Origin of the sequence: Paenibacillus antri (assembly GCF_005765165.1) — a bacterium.
In the GTDB taxonomy this organism is placed as follows: domain Bacteria; phylum Bacillota; class Bacilli; order Paenibacillales; family YIM-B00363; genus Paenibacillus_AE; species Paenibacillus_AE antri.
The window spans coordinates 13,782-26,865 of the sequence record NZ_VCIW01000028.1 but is presented as its reverse complement, the minus strand read 5'-3'; the positions used below and the strand labels follow the sequence as shown (position 1 = coordinate 26,865).

General features: G+C 40.9%; 12 protein-coding genes and 1 tRNA gene. 4 read left to right on the top strand and 9 right to left on the bottom strand.

The features are described from left to right. Positions 1-209 precede the first annotated feature (209 nt). The 7 genes from FE782_RS28555 to FE782_RS28525 form a co-directional block, all read right to left on the bottom strand. Positions 210-851 (bottom strand): response regulator, encoded by a 642-nt coding sequence (locus FE782_RS28555; protein WP_238392699.1) that lies wholly within the window; start codon positions 849-851, stop codon positions 210-212. Then, positions 820-2,247, bottom strand: coding sequence for a sensor histidine kinase (locus FE782_RS28550; protein WP_138197759.1), 1,428 nt, complete (start codon positions 2,245-2,247; stop codon positions 820-822). The genes FE782_RS28555 and FE782_RS28550 overlap by 32 nt, the downstream gene beginning before the upstream one ends. 59 nt (positions 2,248-2,306) lie before the next feature. Then, the gene (locus FE782_RS28545) at positions 2,307-2,993 is read right to left on the bottom strand and encodes a haloacid dehalogenase-like hydrolase (protein ID WP_138197758.1); all 687 of its coding nucleotides are present in this window, start codon (positions 2,991-2,993) and stop codon (positions 2,307-2,309) included. A gap of 631 nt (positions 2,994-3,624) precedes the next feature. After that, a complete protein-coding gene (locus FE782_RS28540) occupies positions 3,625-3,939 on the bottom strand; it encodes a hypothetical protein (RefSeq protein ID WP_158299598.1) in 315 nt (104 codons plus the stop codon). A gap of 160 nt (positions 3,940-4,099) precedes the next feature. Continuing rightward, positions 4,100-5,185, bottom strand: coding sequence for a Ger(x)C family spore germination protein (locus FE782_RS28535; protein WP_138197756.1), 1,086 nt, complete (start codon positions 5,183-5,185; stop codon positions 4,100-4,102). Continuing rightward, positions 5,178-6,251: a hypothetical protein gene (locus FE782_RS28530; RefSeq protein WP_138197755.1), complete on the bottom strand. Its 1,074-nt coding sequence runs from the start codon at positions 6,249-6,251 to the stop codon at positions 5,178-5,180. Before FE782_RS28530 ends, FE782_RS28535 begins: the two co-directional genes overlap by 8 nt. Continuing rightward, a complete protein-coding gene (locus FE782_RS28525) occupies positions 6,248-7,597 on the bottom strand; it encodes a spore germination protein (protein ID WP_138197754.1) in 1,350 nt (449 codons plus the stop codon). The genes FE782_RS28530 and FE782_RS28525 overlap by 4 nt, the downstream gene beginning before the upstream one ends. Positions 7,598-7,961: 364 nt before the next feature. Here FE782_RS28525 and FE782_RS28520 point away from each other — a divergent pair, with 364 nt between their 5' ends. The 3 genes from FE782_RS28520 (at position 7,962) to FE782_RS28510 (ending at position 10,488) form a co-directional block, all read left to right on the top strand. Further along, complete coding sequence (locus FE782_RS28520) at positions 7,962-8,336, top strand: Na-translocating system protein MpsC family protein (protein ID WP_202914626.1); 375 nt, start codon at positions 7,962-7,964, stop codon at positions 8,334-8,336. A gap of 115 nt (positions 8,337-8,451) precedes the next feature. Continuing rightward, the gene (locus tag FE782_RS28515) at positions 8,452-9,468 is read left to right on the top strand and encodes a sodium-dependent bicarbonate transport family permease (RefSeq protein WP_138197753.1); all 1,017 of its coding nucleotides are present in this window, start codon (positions 8,452-8,454) and stop codon (positions 9,466-9,468) included. Positions 9,469-9,807: 339 nt separating this feature from the next. Next, positions 9,808-10,488 (top strand): TerC family protein, encoded by a 681-nt coding sequence (locus FE782_RS28510; protein ID WP_138197752.1) that lies wholly within the window; start codon positions 9,808-9,810, stop codon positions 10,486-10,488. A gap of 109 nt (positions 10,489-10,597) precedes the next feature. Here FE782_RS28510 and FE782_RS28505 read toward each other — a convergent pair whose 3' ends face one another. Both FE782_RS28505 and FE782_RS28500 read right to left on the bottom strand, forming a co-directional pair. Further along, the gene (locus FE782_RS28505) at positions 10,598-11,539 is read right to left on the bottom strand and encodes a DUF1259 domain-containing protein (RefSeq protein WP_202914625.1); all 942 of its coding nucleotides are present in this window, start codon (positions 11,537-11,539) and stop codon (positions 10,598-10,600) included. 218 nt (positions 11,540-11,757) lie between these two features. Next, positions 11,758-12,810 carry a Cj0069 family protein gene (locus FE782_RS28500; protein WP_138197751.1) on the bottom strand — a complete coding sequence of 351 codons (1,053 nt, stop codon included), beginning with the start codon at positions 12,808-12,810 and terminating at the stop codon, positions 11,758-11,760. A 195-nt stretch (positions 12,811-13,005) separates the two neighbouring features. Between FE782_RS28500 and FE782_RS28495 the strand changes: the two genes are divergently transcribed. Further along, positions 13,006-13,081 (top strand) — tRNA-Thr (locus FE782_RS28495). Positions 13,082-13,084: the final 3 nt, after the last annotated feature.

Genomic DNA, 13,084 nt, shown 5'->3' with positions numbered 1-13,084 from the left:
TTTCATTGGTATTATGAATGATCGCTCACAAGCCAATTGTAGCTTGGCCTATTGATTCCAATAAGGTGAATCTTGGCATAGAACTTTTCACAAAAAGGTTCTACACCCTATAGAACTTTTTTAGTTCCCATTACTCGAAAAACAAATTGAATCGAATACAAACACAAAAAAGCCTGACTCCCGGGAACGGAGAATCAGGCTCGATTCGTTTAATCGATGATCCCAAGTCGCTTAGCCATGCGAGCAGCTTCGCGGCTCGAGCTTACTTTGAGTTTTCTTAGTATATTATTTACATGTTTCTTTACAGTACTTTCAGCAGTATAACGTTCACTTTGAATCGTCGTTTGTTTATGTCCATCATGAATGTATGTCAATACTTCCCGCTCTGCCGGGGTTAGCAGTTTACCTCGCTGTTCCTTTCTCAATGTTCGAAATCCTTTCATTAATACCCCCGCCGAGTCTGGATGAATATAGCTCGAATTATAATATGCCGCCCTAATGGCATAAGGAATATCTTCATAATGATCTTTGGTTACGTAATTGACAGCACCAGCCGTAAAAGTGTCCATGATCGCATCTTCTTCATCGATACCGGTCAACATGATAATTTTCGACTCTTTAATCTCCAAAATATCCAAAGCCGCTTCAATACCATCGTATCCCTCATCCGATAAAACTAAATCCATTAAAACGACGTGCGCGTCACTGAGCCGGGCAAGATGCACCGCATCTTGCCGATTTACAGCCGTACCGACTATCACCAGATCCTCTTCTCGGTTCAAGTAATTCGTTAGTTGTTCTCTCCAGATCCGATCGTCTTCAACCAACATGATTTTGATTTGATCCAACATCGCTCACCTCCGCCAAGGGAAGCATAGCAGATCGAACTCTTCTTTTTGGAAACATAAGTGAGACCGTCGTTCCGACTTTCAGTTCACTCTGAATGTCAATGGATCCGCCGTGCTGCTGCAATACATTATAGCAATATGTAAGTCCCAATCCATAGTTGTGATTGCGGTGTTTCGTTGAATAGAACGGATCAAACCAATTGGAAAGCTCTTCCTTCGTGCTGCCTTTACCATTATCATGGAAGACGAGTACGATATGTTTGCGTTGTTCGCGCATGGAGATAGTTAGGATCCCATGATGTTCCATCGCTTCGGCCGCGTTAACAATGATATTATGAAATGTTTCTTGAAGATGAACCGAATCACACGTTAAAAACAAAGTTGTCGTGTCTATCTCCATGTTTGTCTGAATATTTCGCTCGTCCAAAATAATCTTAGACATTGAAAGCGCCCGGCTCAAAATGTCTATTACATCATATACCCCCTCTTTGAGTAGAATGTCTTGTGTTTGGCTTTGTATTCGCGAAACCATATCCAGCATATGTTTTGTTGATTCGAGTACAACTACAGCATCATCTGCAATTTTCTCCTGTTGAGCGGAAAAGGCCATGTTGCGAATCTCATCGGTTACAATTCTGATTTTCCCAACTTCGTTTTTGATCGTATGATTTAATACACTGGTTCCATAAGATATTGCCCGCATCGTCCCATATAGACGATCCTTCTCAAATTTCAACCTGACACCCAACACACCATACTTAATGCCAAGCAACAAGAAAGAAATAAGTAAAAAAGTAATGACGAATGGCATAAAGCGCCATATTTCCTGTATGTCAAAAAATGCCTTTAAGGTGTAGTTCGCTACTATTTGAAACAGAATGGGGGGAAAAGCCACCAAGTTGGAAAAAAGCCTGCTTCTTTTCCTTTTCAAGTTATTCTCTTTTAAGTAGCTGTAAGATAGTGAGGTCAGCCCCATGATCAAATAAGGTACACACCAATAAAATAGTACTAAAAAGTTATGTTCGATTGGTGGAGTAAATGAGGTCAGGAAGAACATACCAACAATCGGCAGTGGAAGCACCCAAGTAAGAATTGATTTTACTTTATTATGAAAAATGTCCGAATAGCTAACAGCATACATTAAAAAGCAATACGGCAGCCCGTTATGATTCATAAACGAGCCGAACATGTGCAGTTTGAGCAGAATCGATTCGAGCGAAGGAGTGAGAAGTTGATACTTATCTAAATATGGCAAAATGGTTTCAGTAACTGTACGTGATAATCCACCGCCACCTCCTGTAAAGGCAGTAAGCGCGGCCCAGCGCGTTGATTCATTTTTAGGATTGATAATGAGTAGGATGGCTGCGATCGTCCACAAAGCAATAAAAACAAATACCATTCGGTTCAACTCCTTTAATCGATTGGATTAACGATTAAAGAGCCGTCATGGACAGAGAATCATGAATGTCGGATCAATAGAGCCTCCCTCTGTAACGACTGCATCCATTTCTTTTTTTTCTTCGCTACGATGATCGGATAATGGACGTGCTCTAGCATCGGCAGATCATATTTTGAATCACCAACAGCCATTGTCAAAGCCGGATCGAATTGTTGAATGCTATTATGTTTAAACCCACTCAACTTGGAAAAATCGATTCGTATCCCGTTATCGGTTTTAATCACCGACAAACATACATAGGGAACTTCAAAATAACTGCCGTATTGTTTGACAAGCAAATCAAAATTGGTCGATAACAATGTAATCTGAACCCCTTTGCTTTTTAAATAAAAAATAAGATCATGAATTGGGGAAATGAATTGTTGTTTTAGACTCTCATGAAAGAACATCTCTGCATAGATTTCCAATTGTTCATACGTATATTTCCGAAATTTTCGTTGAACAAATAAATGGTTGAACCAATCCCTAGATATTAAGTCCAGAATGAGGTAAAAGGGAGCAGCACTAGCACAGTATAGAAGAAATGGCCACCAGTAGAGTGTATTCTTTAAGCGCTTTCTTTTTATGAAAAAGTAGAACTGTGCGATATTGCTTTTGGTAATTGTATTGTCGACATCAAAAACGGCATAATTCACTCCTCGTTTTAATATTTCGTCAAATTGTCCTATTGTATCAAATACTTTCATCGCATCTCCTTTCCATACTTAGGATAAATGGACCCAGTATGTCATGACGTTTGGTTCATATGTCATGTGATAATTGTACCAATTTTCACCATTTTTCGCACGTGATAAAAGTCCTGTATCATTTGCACCACTTCCATTATCTGGGTGACTGAATATACAGAACTTTCTGCCTATTTCGAGGTAACACCAGCGTAGTGTCAGTTATCTAAACGAGAATGTGAAAACTCCTTGAAATATAAGGGTCTACACATTGTTTACATGTATTCAATGTATTTTTAGGGAAGTATCAACAAAGAGCAGACCAAAACTGGAACAATACAGTCTTGGTCTGCTTTTTCTGTTCATAGTCCATAGCTCCCTTAACCTGCCCCTTAGCCAACCATGCAAAACAAGATCAGCACTGCACTACAGAGTATGAAAATGGATAATCTCCGTCAATACTGCTACTATGGCTGGGAGAAGAAGGTTTATAAACTATGGTGCCATTAGAGCCCAACCATTAGTCTGACTCCAGCCATCACGGTGCATCACAGACTATCGCCCCAATATGGATAGCACTTATGGAGATTAATCCTTTTTGATTGGTTGCACCAGCCTTACCTTTATTCTAAGAAGAAAGAAGCTTAATCTATCACCCAACTCTATTATGATCAATCAGAGGCTTAAGCCCTTTGTCTATCCATGTCTTATATCTTTTATAGTAATCTATAATGAAATCTTTACTTTTGGGAAAAGCAGACCTAATTTCTTGCTCAATTTTTAATGCCGCCTGTTCAGTTTTTATATTTTCATAATTGTAGGCTTCCGGATCAAGATAAGTATTAAAGTACTCCATAACATACTTGATGACGGCGGTCATATTTTCAGCATGGTTTTTAAAATTAAACTCATCCAGCTTGTCCTTTTTTTTCATCTGTGATATGTATTCCTCAATCGTAAGCATCATTCACTCTCCTCTCTTTCAACTAAACTCATACTTACATTATAAGCAAAAAAACTCCCGAATCACATTGATTCAAAGGAGTCTTATTTGTTTGGTTTACCGTCGATTGGTTATGTGTTCAACTCTAAATGATTTTTGCCGAATATATAGCTGTATTACCGTGCTATTTAATTTCTCCCGTATTCTCCAAAATCACGTTTACTCTTATGTTAAACTGCGCATCTGGATAAATTTTTTGCCACTGCTCCCAATCCTTAAGACCATTGCGGCGTGTTGCAATATATTTGAGACCGAATCCAACAGGATCGACGTTATTTTTCTTGATTTTTTCAAGCAGATTCAGGTAACTTTTCTGTACTGCTCTTTCCGCCGATTCCTCTAACTCTTCCCAATTTCGACCAAACAACATTCGGTCTGATTCCGCAACTTGTCCCTTTATGGTTACAACCATATTGATGGAAGGTTTTTCATTGCTGGGAGTGGAGATCTTATAGCTATAATCGTATTTTTGAACGGATAATGAGAAATGAACGTCTTCCTCATCTACCCTAATTCCAAATCGTGAATGTTTACTGACTAATTGGTTAAAAATTCTCGTTTGCTCCGCATTTAAGATCATCTTTAGTTTTTCCTTATCAAATAGGGCAACACGATTGATTTCGTACGTATCCCCTCTTATCTTTATGATTGGTAAAAAAGGATCTTTCCCTGTTTCCAGCAATCTATCATAAAAATCGTACAAATACTCCGTCACGATAAATGACGATTCTGTCCCTTCGCGTCCAAAACTTAAAATGAGCGAGTTTGCAGCCAGACGTTCGGACTTTGGACCTAGTGCCAATATCTCCTCGGCTGAAGGTTCTCCAAGTGCTGCGTATTCGATTCGCTGGATATCATGGCTCCTAATAAACCAATCTACAGCTTCGGTTATTTCTTCACTTGCCAACTCCTTACCTAATACAGCTATTTTGGCATGCCCCATATCAAATTCCTTATCCACATCGGATTTCATTAATTCGATAGCTTCGGATATGTTGTTGGCTTCTCGACTTACCAATTGAAAATCTCCTTGGCCTGGCTTAATTTGAGGGGATGGAATAGCAAGCTTGAAAGTTACTTTGTACTTTTTCTCCATTCCCTTGTCAACGCCGATGGCCACAACAAAAAAGCGCTTATCAATATCTTTGAAGCCGCAGCCCGGCAGCAACAGCAACGTGAAAGATAATAGGATTACCACAAGCTTACGCATGCCTATTCCTCCTGCTTAGAAAAACGACTAAAGCAACCAACAATAACTCCACAACGAAAAGGATGCCAAACCATTGTTGCGCAAAGTGAATAAGCTGTTTTTCGTTCGAATAGATGCCATACAAAAATGTCCCGACACCGATCGTGCCTGCGATAACCCACTTAAGAAGGTCTGATTGTTTACGAAATACACTTCGCATTAATTCGGTTCCAACATGCCAGCTCGTTGCAATAAATAGAAGAGATAAGCCAATATACACATATGAATACAAGAAACCCACCCGTTCAATGAACCCATATTTCAACCGGAGCGAATCCGCGGTACTGACCCAAACATTCACATAATGATCCACTGCCTGTGTACCATGGATACCGATTGGGATAAAAAATATTGTAAAAAAGACGATTGTTCCTGCAACCGGCAAAATCCATAAATGAGTAATCTTTTTCCCGGCTTTAATAAATCGGTTGAACACGACTAATGAGATATACCCTGTAAATAGATCTGTGGCGGTGAAAAAGGTGCTCCAAGAAGGCAGTCCGAAGACGTAATCAGACATGGCAAAGACAGCATTCCAATCGAACATTTCATTTTGAAATGCTTTAAACCATATTAACGCTATGATCGGGGTACTCATCAACAGCCCAATCTCTAAAATATAGAGGATGGCTAACGAAGAACGGGTTGCAGCCCAGCACCCTACCGTAATAAACACAAAAAGCAGAACAGTAACTGAAACATCCGGATTAATAAACCTTATGGCTATCAGCGAAATGGCAACTAATGCAATAGACCCGGCTGCAAACCACAATAAGCCAAGGAATACGATGATGGGCAAACGGATGAACTTAGGCATATGTTGCTCAAAGATTTCGGAAATGCCTAAACCAGGAAAACGATTCATTCCCCTGGAAAACAAGTAAGCCAAAAAAGATCCTAACGGAATAGCGATCAGCATGGCTGTTATGGCGCCTTCAAATCGAGATTTAATAAGTAATTCTGGTACGTAAATAATTGTGTTAATAAGCATGCATACCAAGATTGGATAGTAAAAATAGCGATTCATGCAGAATCCCCTTGCTTGTACCCTGAGGGTGAATGTTCCCCAAGAAAGAGTCGTAAATAAGGTTCCCCAAAGCTCTTCATATTTGCTAAATACAATAAAAAACAGAAAACACCGATAATTACTCCGACGATACCGAAAAATATAGCAAGAATAATCAAAGGGTATTTAACAATGCGAATTGCGAAGCTCATGGCGTTAATCGGTATAACAAAGTTTGCAATAGCAACTGCGGATGCAATAATAATCATAATGCTGCTAATCAAACCGGCTTGCTGTGCAGCTTGTCCCAGTATTAATCCCCCGACCGTTGTTGTGGTTTGTGCTATGAACTTGGGGAGTCTGATGCTTGACTCGATTAGTGCTTCAATGATAAACAGCATAATAAACACTTCTATAAATGAGGGGTAAGGCACCGCGGCACGGCTCCCTGCAATGGATAATGTAAATTGGATCCGGAATACTTCAGGGTTATGGGAAATAACAGCTATATACATTGCGGGTAGCGTGATGGTAATAAACAGTGCAATATAACGAAGGACGATTAACATATTACTCACCCAAAATGATTGATACATATCGTCCATAGCCGACATAAAGTCATAAAAAACTGCAGGCGCTATTAAAGCAAAATTTGAACCCTGCATTAATATAACAACCTTGCCTTGAGCAAGATTCAATGCGATACGGTCAGGTCTTTCGGTCAATAATGTGACGGGAAATAATCGGAATTTCTTTTGAGACAACAGCGCTTCAAGTTGTCCAACTGCCTGCACAACATCGGCACGAACCTTATCTAATTTCTGAAATAATTCGTTTAACACGCTTTCGTTTACTAATTGTTTGTCATAAAGAATAGACAATTTTGTTTTTGAAATAATACCGACGGTCTTTTCCTCAACAATCAGGTTCGGTGAAGGGTACCTATGCCGAATCAGATTAATGTTTGCTGTGCTATTTTCAGTTAGAGCGAATATTGGCCCTTGAACTGATGCTTCATTCGTTGCTTCACCTGGTTTATCGTTGATGACTTTAGCGGCGGAAAGAGCCCACAGCTTACCCTCAAAAGCAATTAGGGCATTTCCTTTGAGCATTTCAGGCCGAATTTGTTCCACATCATCCAAACGTTTACATGAAAGCTCGGAATTTAATACGCTTTTAAAATCTTCAGCTGTTTTGCACTTTGCAAGAGGTTCGGAAATACAGTCCCGTATTATTTTTATGTCACACAATGATTTATAAAAATAAACGTGCGCTTCAAGTTGGCCATTTGTTAAACATTGAGTTTCTAAATCCGCAGAATTTCTATGGTCCCCAATGTGTTCGTGTATATCCTCGGTATGTATCATATCAAAACTCCAATACATTAAAGTATTAAATAAATTAAGCTGTGTTGGATACAATTATTCCCGGAAATATCCCGGGGTATTCATAGATGCAACTTTCCTCTTATGAGATCATCCAACTTCCGAAAGGGTTGACATTAGACAAAAGATTGCATTGACAGAGGGGAACGGAGTTAAGTATAATTAGCTTAAGCCATAAACGAATGATCTTCAAAATAGCTTGAGCGGTTCGTTGCTTTAGCATGCTGTTATGAGCAATGACGGGATGAAAAAGTAACATCATTTGCTAAAGTAAGATGTAGATAAATCGGTATGTTCATTTGGACTCATCCAAATGAAGTACCGTTTTTTATTTGGAGGGATTTGAATGCTCCGTTCGATGTCAAAAGGGGAATTGGAAGACAAATTAAGCAGAAGTTTAACGCAATGGGAGAAGGAATATTTGGGACGGGGGCCAGTGTTGGTAAAAACCGACATTGTGCGCAATATGATTATTGTGGGACTTAAAGGGATATTAACTCCCGCTGAGAAAAAACTGGCGGGGACATCTGAAGGTATGCTTTCTGTGAAGCGCATTAGGGCGGATTTGGTGGAATCGGGAAGAGAACAGCTTGGAAAGATGATTCTCGAGCTGACAGGGGAAGAAGTCAGCAGCTTCCACACCGATATCAGCACTCGTACCGGGGAAAGAGTAATGGTGTTCGTGCTCTCCGATAATCTGGAGAAGAAATTAATTGTATAATGCGTATGGCAGATCAGTCAAAAGATCCGAGAGGATCCGTTGAAGATAAGCCGGTGATTCAGGGGCACCCTGGAATTGCCGGCTATTTTTTTCGAGAGGAGTTGACTTTACATTCATGTTCGATATTGTTGTTGGGAATTTGTTGTCTCCAATTGTACTGTTTTTCGTACTGGGGCTGATCGCCGCATTTTTCAAGTCCGATTTGAAATTTCCAAGCGGTCTAAGTGAAGCCCTCAGCATCTATTTACTAATTGCCATAGGTGTCAAAGGGGGAATTGAATTGTCGCATTACTCGCTGGCGACAATGGTACGCCCCATTATGGGTGCATTAATGCTCGGGATACTCATTCCCGTTATGACACTGTTGATAGTGCGCAGATTCATGAAGATGGATGTGAAAAATTCTGTTGCCTTAGCAGCTACATATGGCTCCGTCAGCATTGTGACCTATGGTGCGGCAATTGCGTTTTTGGAAGAGCAACGTGTTGGGTATGACGGATTCATGAGCGCACTGGTCGTCATTATGGAGAGCCCTGCCATCATTGTTTCGTTAATGCTTTTAAGGATTGCAGAAAATAACGCGTCTCAAATGGCACGGTCCTCATATCAGTTAGGTATATTTAAAGAATATCCAATTAAAACCCTGTTTGATAAGGAAGTCTTAAAGGAAGGCCTCTTCGGAAAGAGTGTGTTCCTTCTGCTCGGGAGTTTGTTCATCGGGCTAGTCACAGGAGAATCAGGCCAACCGCTGGTCAAGCCCTTTTTTGTTGATTTATACCCCAGCATTATGATGCTTTTCTTATTGAACATGGGCATAATTGCCGGACACCGTCTTCCCGAAATAGGCAAACATGGAGTAAAGCTGTTTCTTTTCGCTGTCATGATGCCAATTCTGTGGGGGAGCTTGGGTGTTTTGATTGGAGCGAAAATTGGGTTGTCCGTCGGAAGCGCCACGCTAATGGGAGTACTGGCCGGGAGTTCATCGTATATAGCCGCCCCTGCCGCGATGAGAAGTTCCGTACCGGAAGCGAATCCGTCCATTTACTTGGGATTATCCCTAGGAGTTACGTTTCCTTTCAATTTAATTGCAGGGATACCATTATATTATCACCTTGCTCAACGGGTGATCTAAAGGGGTGATCTTCCCCGCCATACATACAAAAAATTTGCTTTTCGTTTTTTCATTTGATGTCTCGATCAAATCCATTTTGAGATTTCAGTTTTATTAATAACGTCACGATGTGTCGGCATTCTGGATAAGGTTGGTATTATTCAAATGTTAAGGTGCATCGAGTAGTGGAGGATCAAATCGATGAGTGATTCCCGAGGGCAGCTTTTTTAAACGGACGACTGTTTTTCAATAAAGGTCATTTGTTGTTTGGCAAGTACCACAAGACTCTTCGGATGATTATTATCAGAATTGGGAAAAACAATATTTAGATGATTTGAAAAAAAGGAGAGTGTATGCAAAATGGATTACTTTACTTCAGAATTTTGGACAGCATTATTAGCCATTGTCGTTATTGATTTGGTTTTAGCTGGTGATAATGCAATTGTCATCGGCTTGTCTGCAAGGAACCTGCCGAGAGACCAACAAAAGAAAGTTGTTTTTTGGGGAGTTTTTGGTGCTATAGCAATTCGTTCGTTGTTAACTTTGGTAGTCGTCTGGTTATTAAAAATTCCTGGTCTGCTCATGATTGGTGGGGTACTTCTCATTTGGATAGCCTATAAACTTATTGCGGAAGAGAAAAAACACGATGTAAAGTCGACTGGAAATTTATGGTCAGCGATAAAAACAATTCTAATTGCAGACACGGTAATGGGATTGGATAATGTACTTGCTGTAGCAGGAGCTGCACACGGTGACTTTATTTTGGTTGTATTAGGCTTACTGATTAGTGTGCCAATAGTCGTTTGGGGAAGTACCCTCATATTAAAGTGGGTTGAACGGTTCCCGATTATTATTTACATTGGTTCAGGTGTATTGGCTTTGACTGCATCAAAAATGATTTTCGATGAGCCGTTCATAAAGGAATTTTTTGCAGAAAATCCAATTATGCAGTGGGGACTAAGCCTCGTTATTGTTGTAGGGGTATTATTACTAGGGAGATTAAAAAAACAGAATCAAAAATCAGAAATAGCTAAGGGATAAAGGCATGATACGGTCAGCCTGCGACATTATTAATTAATATGAATCCGATTTCTGCTCCACGTTGATGAAATAGTCCTCCAGATTGGGGTTTGTTAAGGGTAACTTAAATTCACTTCACATTCATATGATCCAAAGCTTGACGAAGACCTTTGGCTAGTTTTTCTGCATTGTCAAGCGCCCAAAAATGCATGAAAAAGAGTCGCGGCTTTTCGGTTAGCATATGATTATGCAAGGCTGTTACTTTGATATCGTTTTCACGCAGCACACGGGCAACGGGATAAACTTCCTCTGCAGTAAGGACAAGATCCCCAGTAATAGCTGCCTTGCCCCCGCTGGTTGGTTGAAAGTTTAAAGGGCTGGCTACGCCCATAGAAGGCGGGATTTCCATTTTGTTTTCTGTGATTTTTTCAGCACGAGGAACGCTGATTTGATAAACGCCATTGCTGACTTGTCCACGATAACCGAGAACCTGTTCAATTCGTTTCGCATGAAATGGGAACTCGATTGATTGATTAGATTTGCTTGCTGTCAAAGGCGTCTTCGTTACATCCAATGCCTCTCGTAACGATTTCGCCAGTTCAACCGGCTCGCCGTGCCCTTCAATATGCATATACTTAACTCGGGGAGACTCACCGATCAAATGATTATGTAATGCCGTTACGATAATTCCTCCCTTAAAAAGCTTATCCATAACCGGATTCACTTCGTCTTCGGTAAGCACTAAATCCCCCATGACCATGGCCTTCGCATCATGTTTTTTAAAAGCGAACCAGGTTCCAAGTGCCAGTGTGGGTTTAATCTTTATTCCTTCGACAGTCACTTGCAGGTCGCTCCGCGGCAAACTGAATTTATACACACCGTCCGCAGTCATTTTTCCAGGAATACCGAGAATTTGTTCTACAGGTTTCCAATTGATTTCATGCGCCTGAGCGGTTACATTAGAACTCTCCATCCGACCGGCTATATATTGAAAAACATATACTCCAACCAGGACACTCACGGTTAATGTAATGGCTATGTATTGCCACTTTCTTATTCCCTTTCGGGGCATCTTCCCATCTCCTTAGACTGAGTTAAGTGGAATCATTATTATTTCCCCTAAAGAATCAACTGTAATCCAAGATGTTCCATCTTTTGAACCTTTATGTGATTGGTTGGGAGGGATAAAAAAACAAAAGACCCCGGCAGTAATAAAACCAGCGAAGTCCTTTGCAGCAAATTTAAATATGGAGAAATACAGGCATTTCTGTCGAAATGCAGGATAAATTTTCACTTCTGAGAATTTGTAATCATTGCAACTGCATTTTTTACCAGCTTAGGCAGAGCAGAATCCGGAAAAGGATGCACGGAGCTGACGTTCATTTCGCACAATACATACGTATCTTCACCTGACGAGGTCTTTGGTCCGTAGAGAAAGTCCGCATCCCAAATAATCGGTAAAGACTTTGTTTCAATGTCGAGTAATTGCTGCAATTGTGGAATCCACTCAGACTCCATCTTTGTTTTTAGTGACTGAAACTCCGGTTTCGATTCAGGATGGTAAATCCTCGGCTGTGGCTGCAATGGTTCTGAACCGCTCTGTGGCCGGAGTAAAGCTGTAACATACTGGTGTCCGAATCCAACCACCTCATTATGGGTCATGTAGCATCTAACCATTCCATCAGGCAGGGGAGATTGAAAGGACTGGTCAATCATTAGACCGGTTCCGGCAAAATAGGCTTCGCATTGGTTTATGAATTCACTGAACAGCATCTCTTTCTCGGTGCTGTTACGGAGTGCATGGAGTACACGAATGATGGGGTCCGTTCTTTGAACACCAGTCCCGTCAACAAACTCAACCCTCCATACCCCGTTGCCGCCATTGCCGCGATTCTGCTTCAATACACGTGAAGATCCATCTGCAAGGCGAACCGGCAATTGCTCACGGAGCTCCTGGATGTTTTTGTAGAGATGAATGTCGCCTCCCCATTCCATTTCCCGAGTCTGGAATAACACCTCTTTGGTACCCATTTTCAAAATCACATCGGGGTGCGTACTGACAAAATTTCCGCTTGAAGCGACATCTCTCAACATTTCGTCTAGAATAGACCGATTTCTTCCGCCTTCAATGGGATTCACCCAAACGAGGACTCCATCGACTTGACTTAGTTGAAGCTGCACCTCATCAACAAATTCATCATTGTAAACGGCAGGTTCGGCTATGATATTGTACTGCTGAAATTCTTCGAATATCTTACTGAATTTGTTGTTCTTGGCGGTTGCATGATTTCGTGATTCACGGTCCCCATGCCAAAGAATCGCTATTCTTGGATTTCGACTCATGTAATACATCTCCTTTTAAAATCAGGATTCTAATATGAAAAGTCGGTTGGGTAAATCATCCGTATATAAAGTCTCTTCCGTCCCTCTACGAGCTACGGTCCGTCCGACTGTTTTCATATCTCCGCCCAACTATCTCCGACCGTTACATTGACTATAATTGGAACACGTGAAAGAATATGGAACCCATGGGAGCCAGCTTCCATAGCTCAGTAGGTAGAGTGCATCCATGGTAAGGATGAGGTCACCGGTTCGATTCCGGTTGGAAGCTCCATTC

Bases quoted from the DNA above. Each gene is read 5' to 3' on its own strand.
- FE782_RS28555 (WP_238392699.1), bottom strand. From the start codon at position 851: ATGTTGGATCAAATCAAAATCATGTTGGTTGAAGACGATCGGATCTGG.
- FE782_RS28550 (WP_138197759.1), bottom strand. From the start codon at position 2,247: ATGGTATTTGTTTTTATTGCTTTGTGGACGATCGCAGCCATCCTACTC.
- FE782_RS28545 (WP_138197758.1), bottom strand. From the start codon at position 2,993: ATGAAAGTATTTGATACAATAGGACAATTTGACGAAATATTAAAACGA.
- FE782_RS28540 (WP_158299598.1), bottom strand. From the start codon at position 3,939: ATGATGCTTACGATTGAGGAATACATATCACAGATGAAAAAAAAGGAC.
- FE782_RS28535 (WP_138197756.1), bottom strand. From the start codon at position 5,185: ATGCGTAAGCTTGTGGTAATCCTATTATCTTTCACGTTGCTGTTGCTG.
- FE782_RS28530 (WP_138197755.1), bottom strand. From the start codon at position 6,251: ATGAATCGCTATTTTTACTATCCAATCTTGGTATGCATGCTTATTAAC.
- FE782_RS28525 (WP_138197754.1), bottom strand. From the start codon at position 7,597: ATGATACATACCGAGGATATACACGAACACATTGGGGACCATAGAAAT.
- FE782_RS28520 (WP_202914626.1), top strand. From the start codon at position 7,962: ATGCTCCGTTCGATGTCAAAAGGGGAATTGGAAGACAAATTAAGCAGA.
- FE782_RS28515 (WP_138197753.1), top strand. From the start codon at position 8,452: ATGTTCGATATTGTTGTTGGGAATTTGTTGTCTCCAATTGTACTGTTT.
- FE782_RS28510 (WP_138197752.1), top strand. From the start codon at position 9,808: ATGGATTACTTTACTTCAGAATTTTGGACAGCATTATTAGCCATTGTC.
- FE782_RS28505 (WP_202914625.1), bottom strand. From the start codon at position 11,539: ATGCCCCGAAAGGGAATAAGAAAGTGGCAATACATAGCCATTACATTA.
- FE782_RS28500 (WP_138197751.1), bottom strand. From the start codon at position 12,810: ATGAGTCGAAATCCAAGAATAGCGATTCTTTGGCATGGGGACCGTGAA.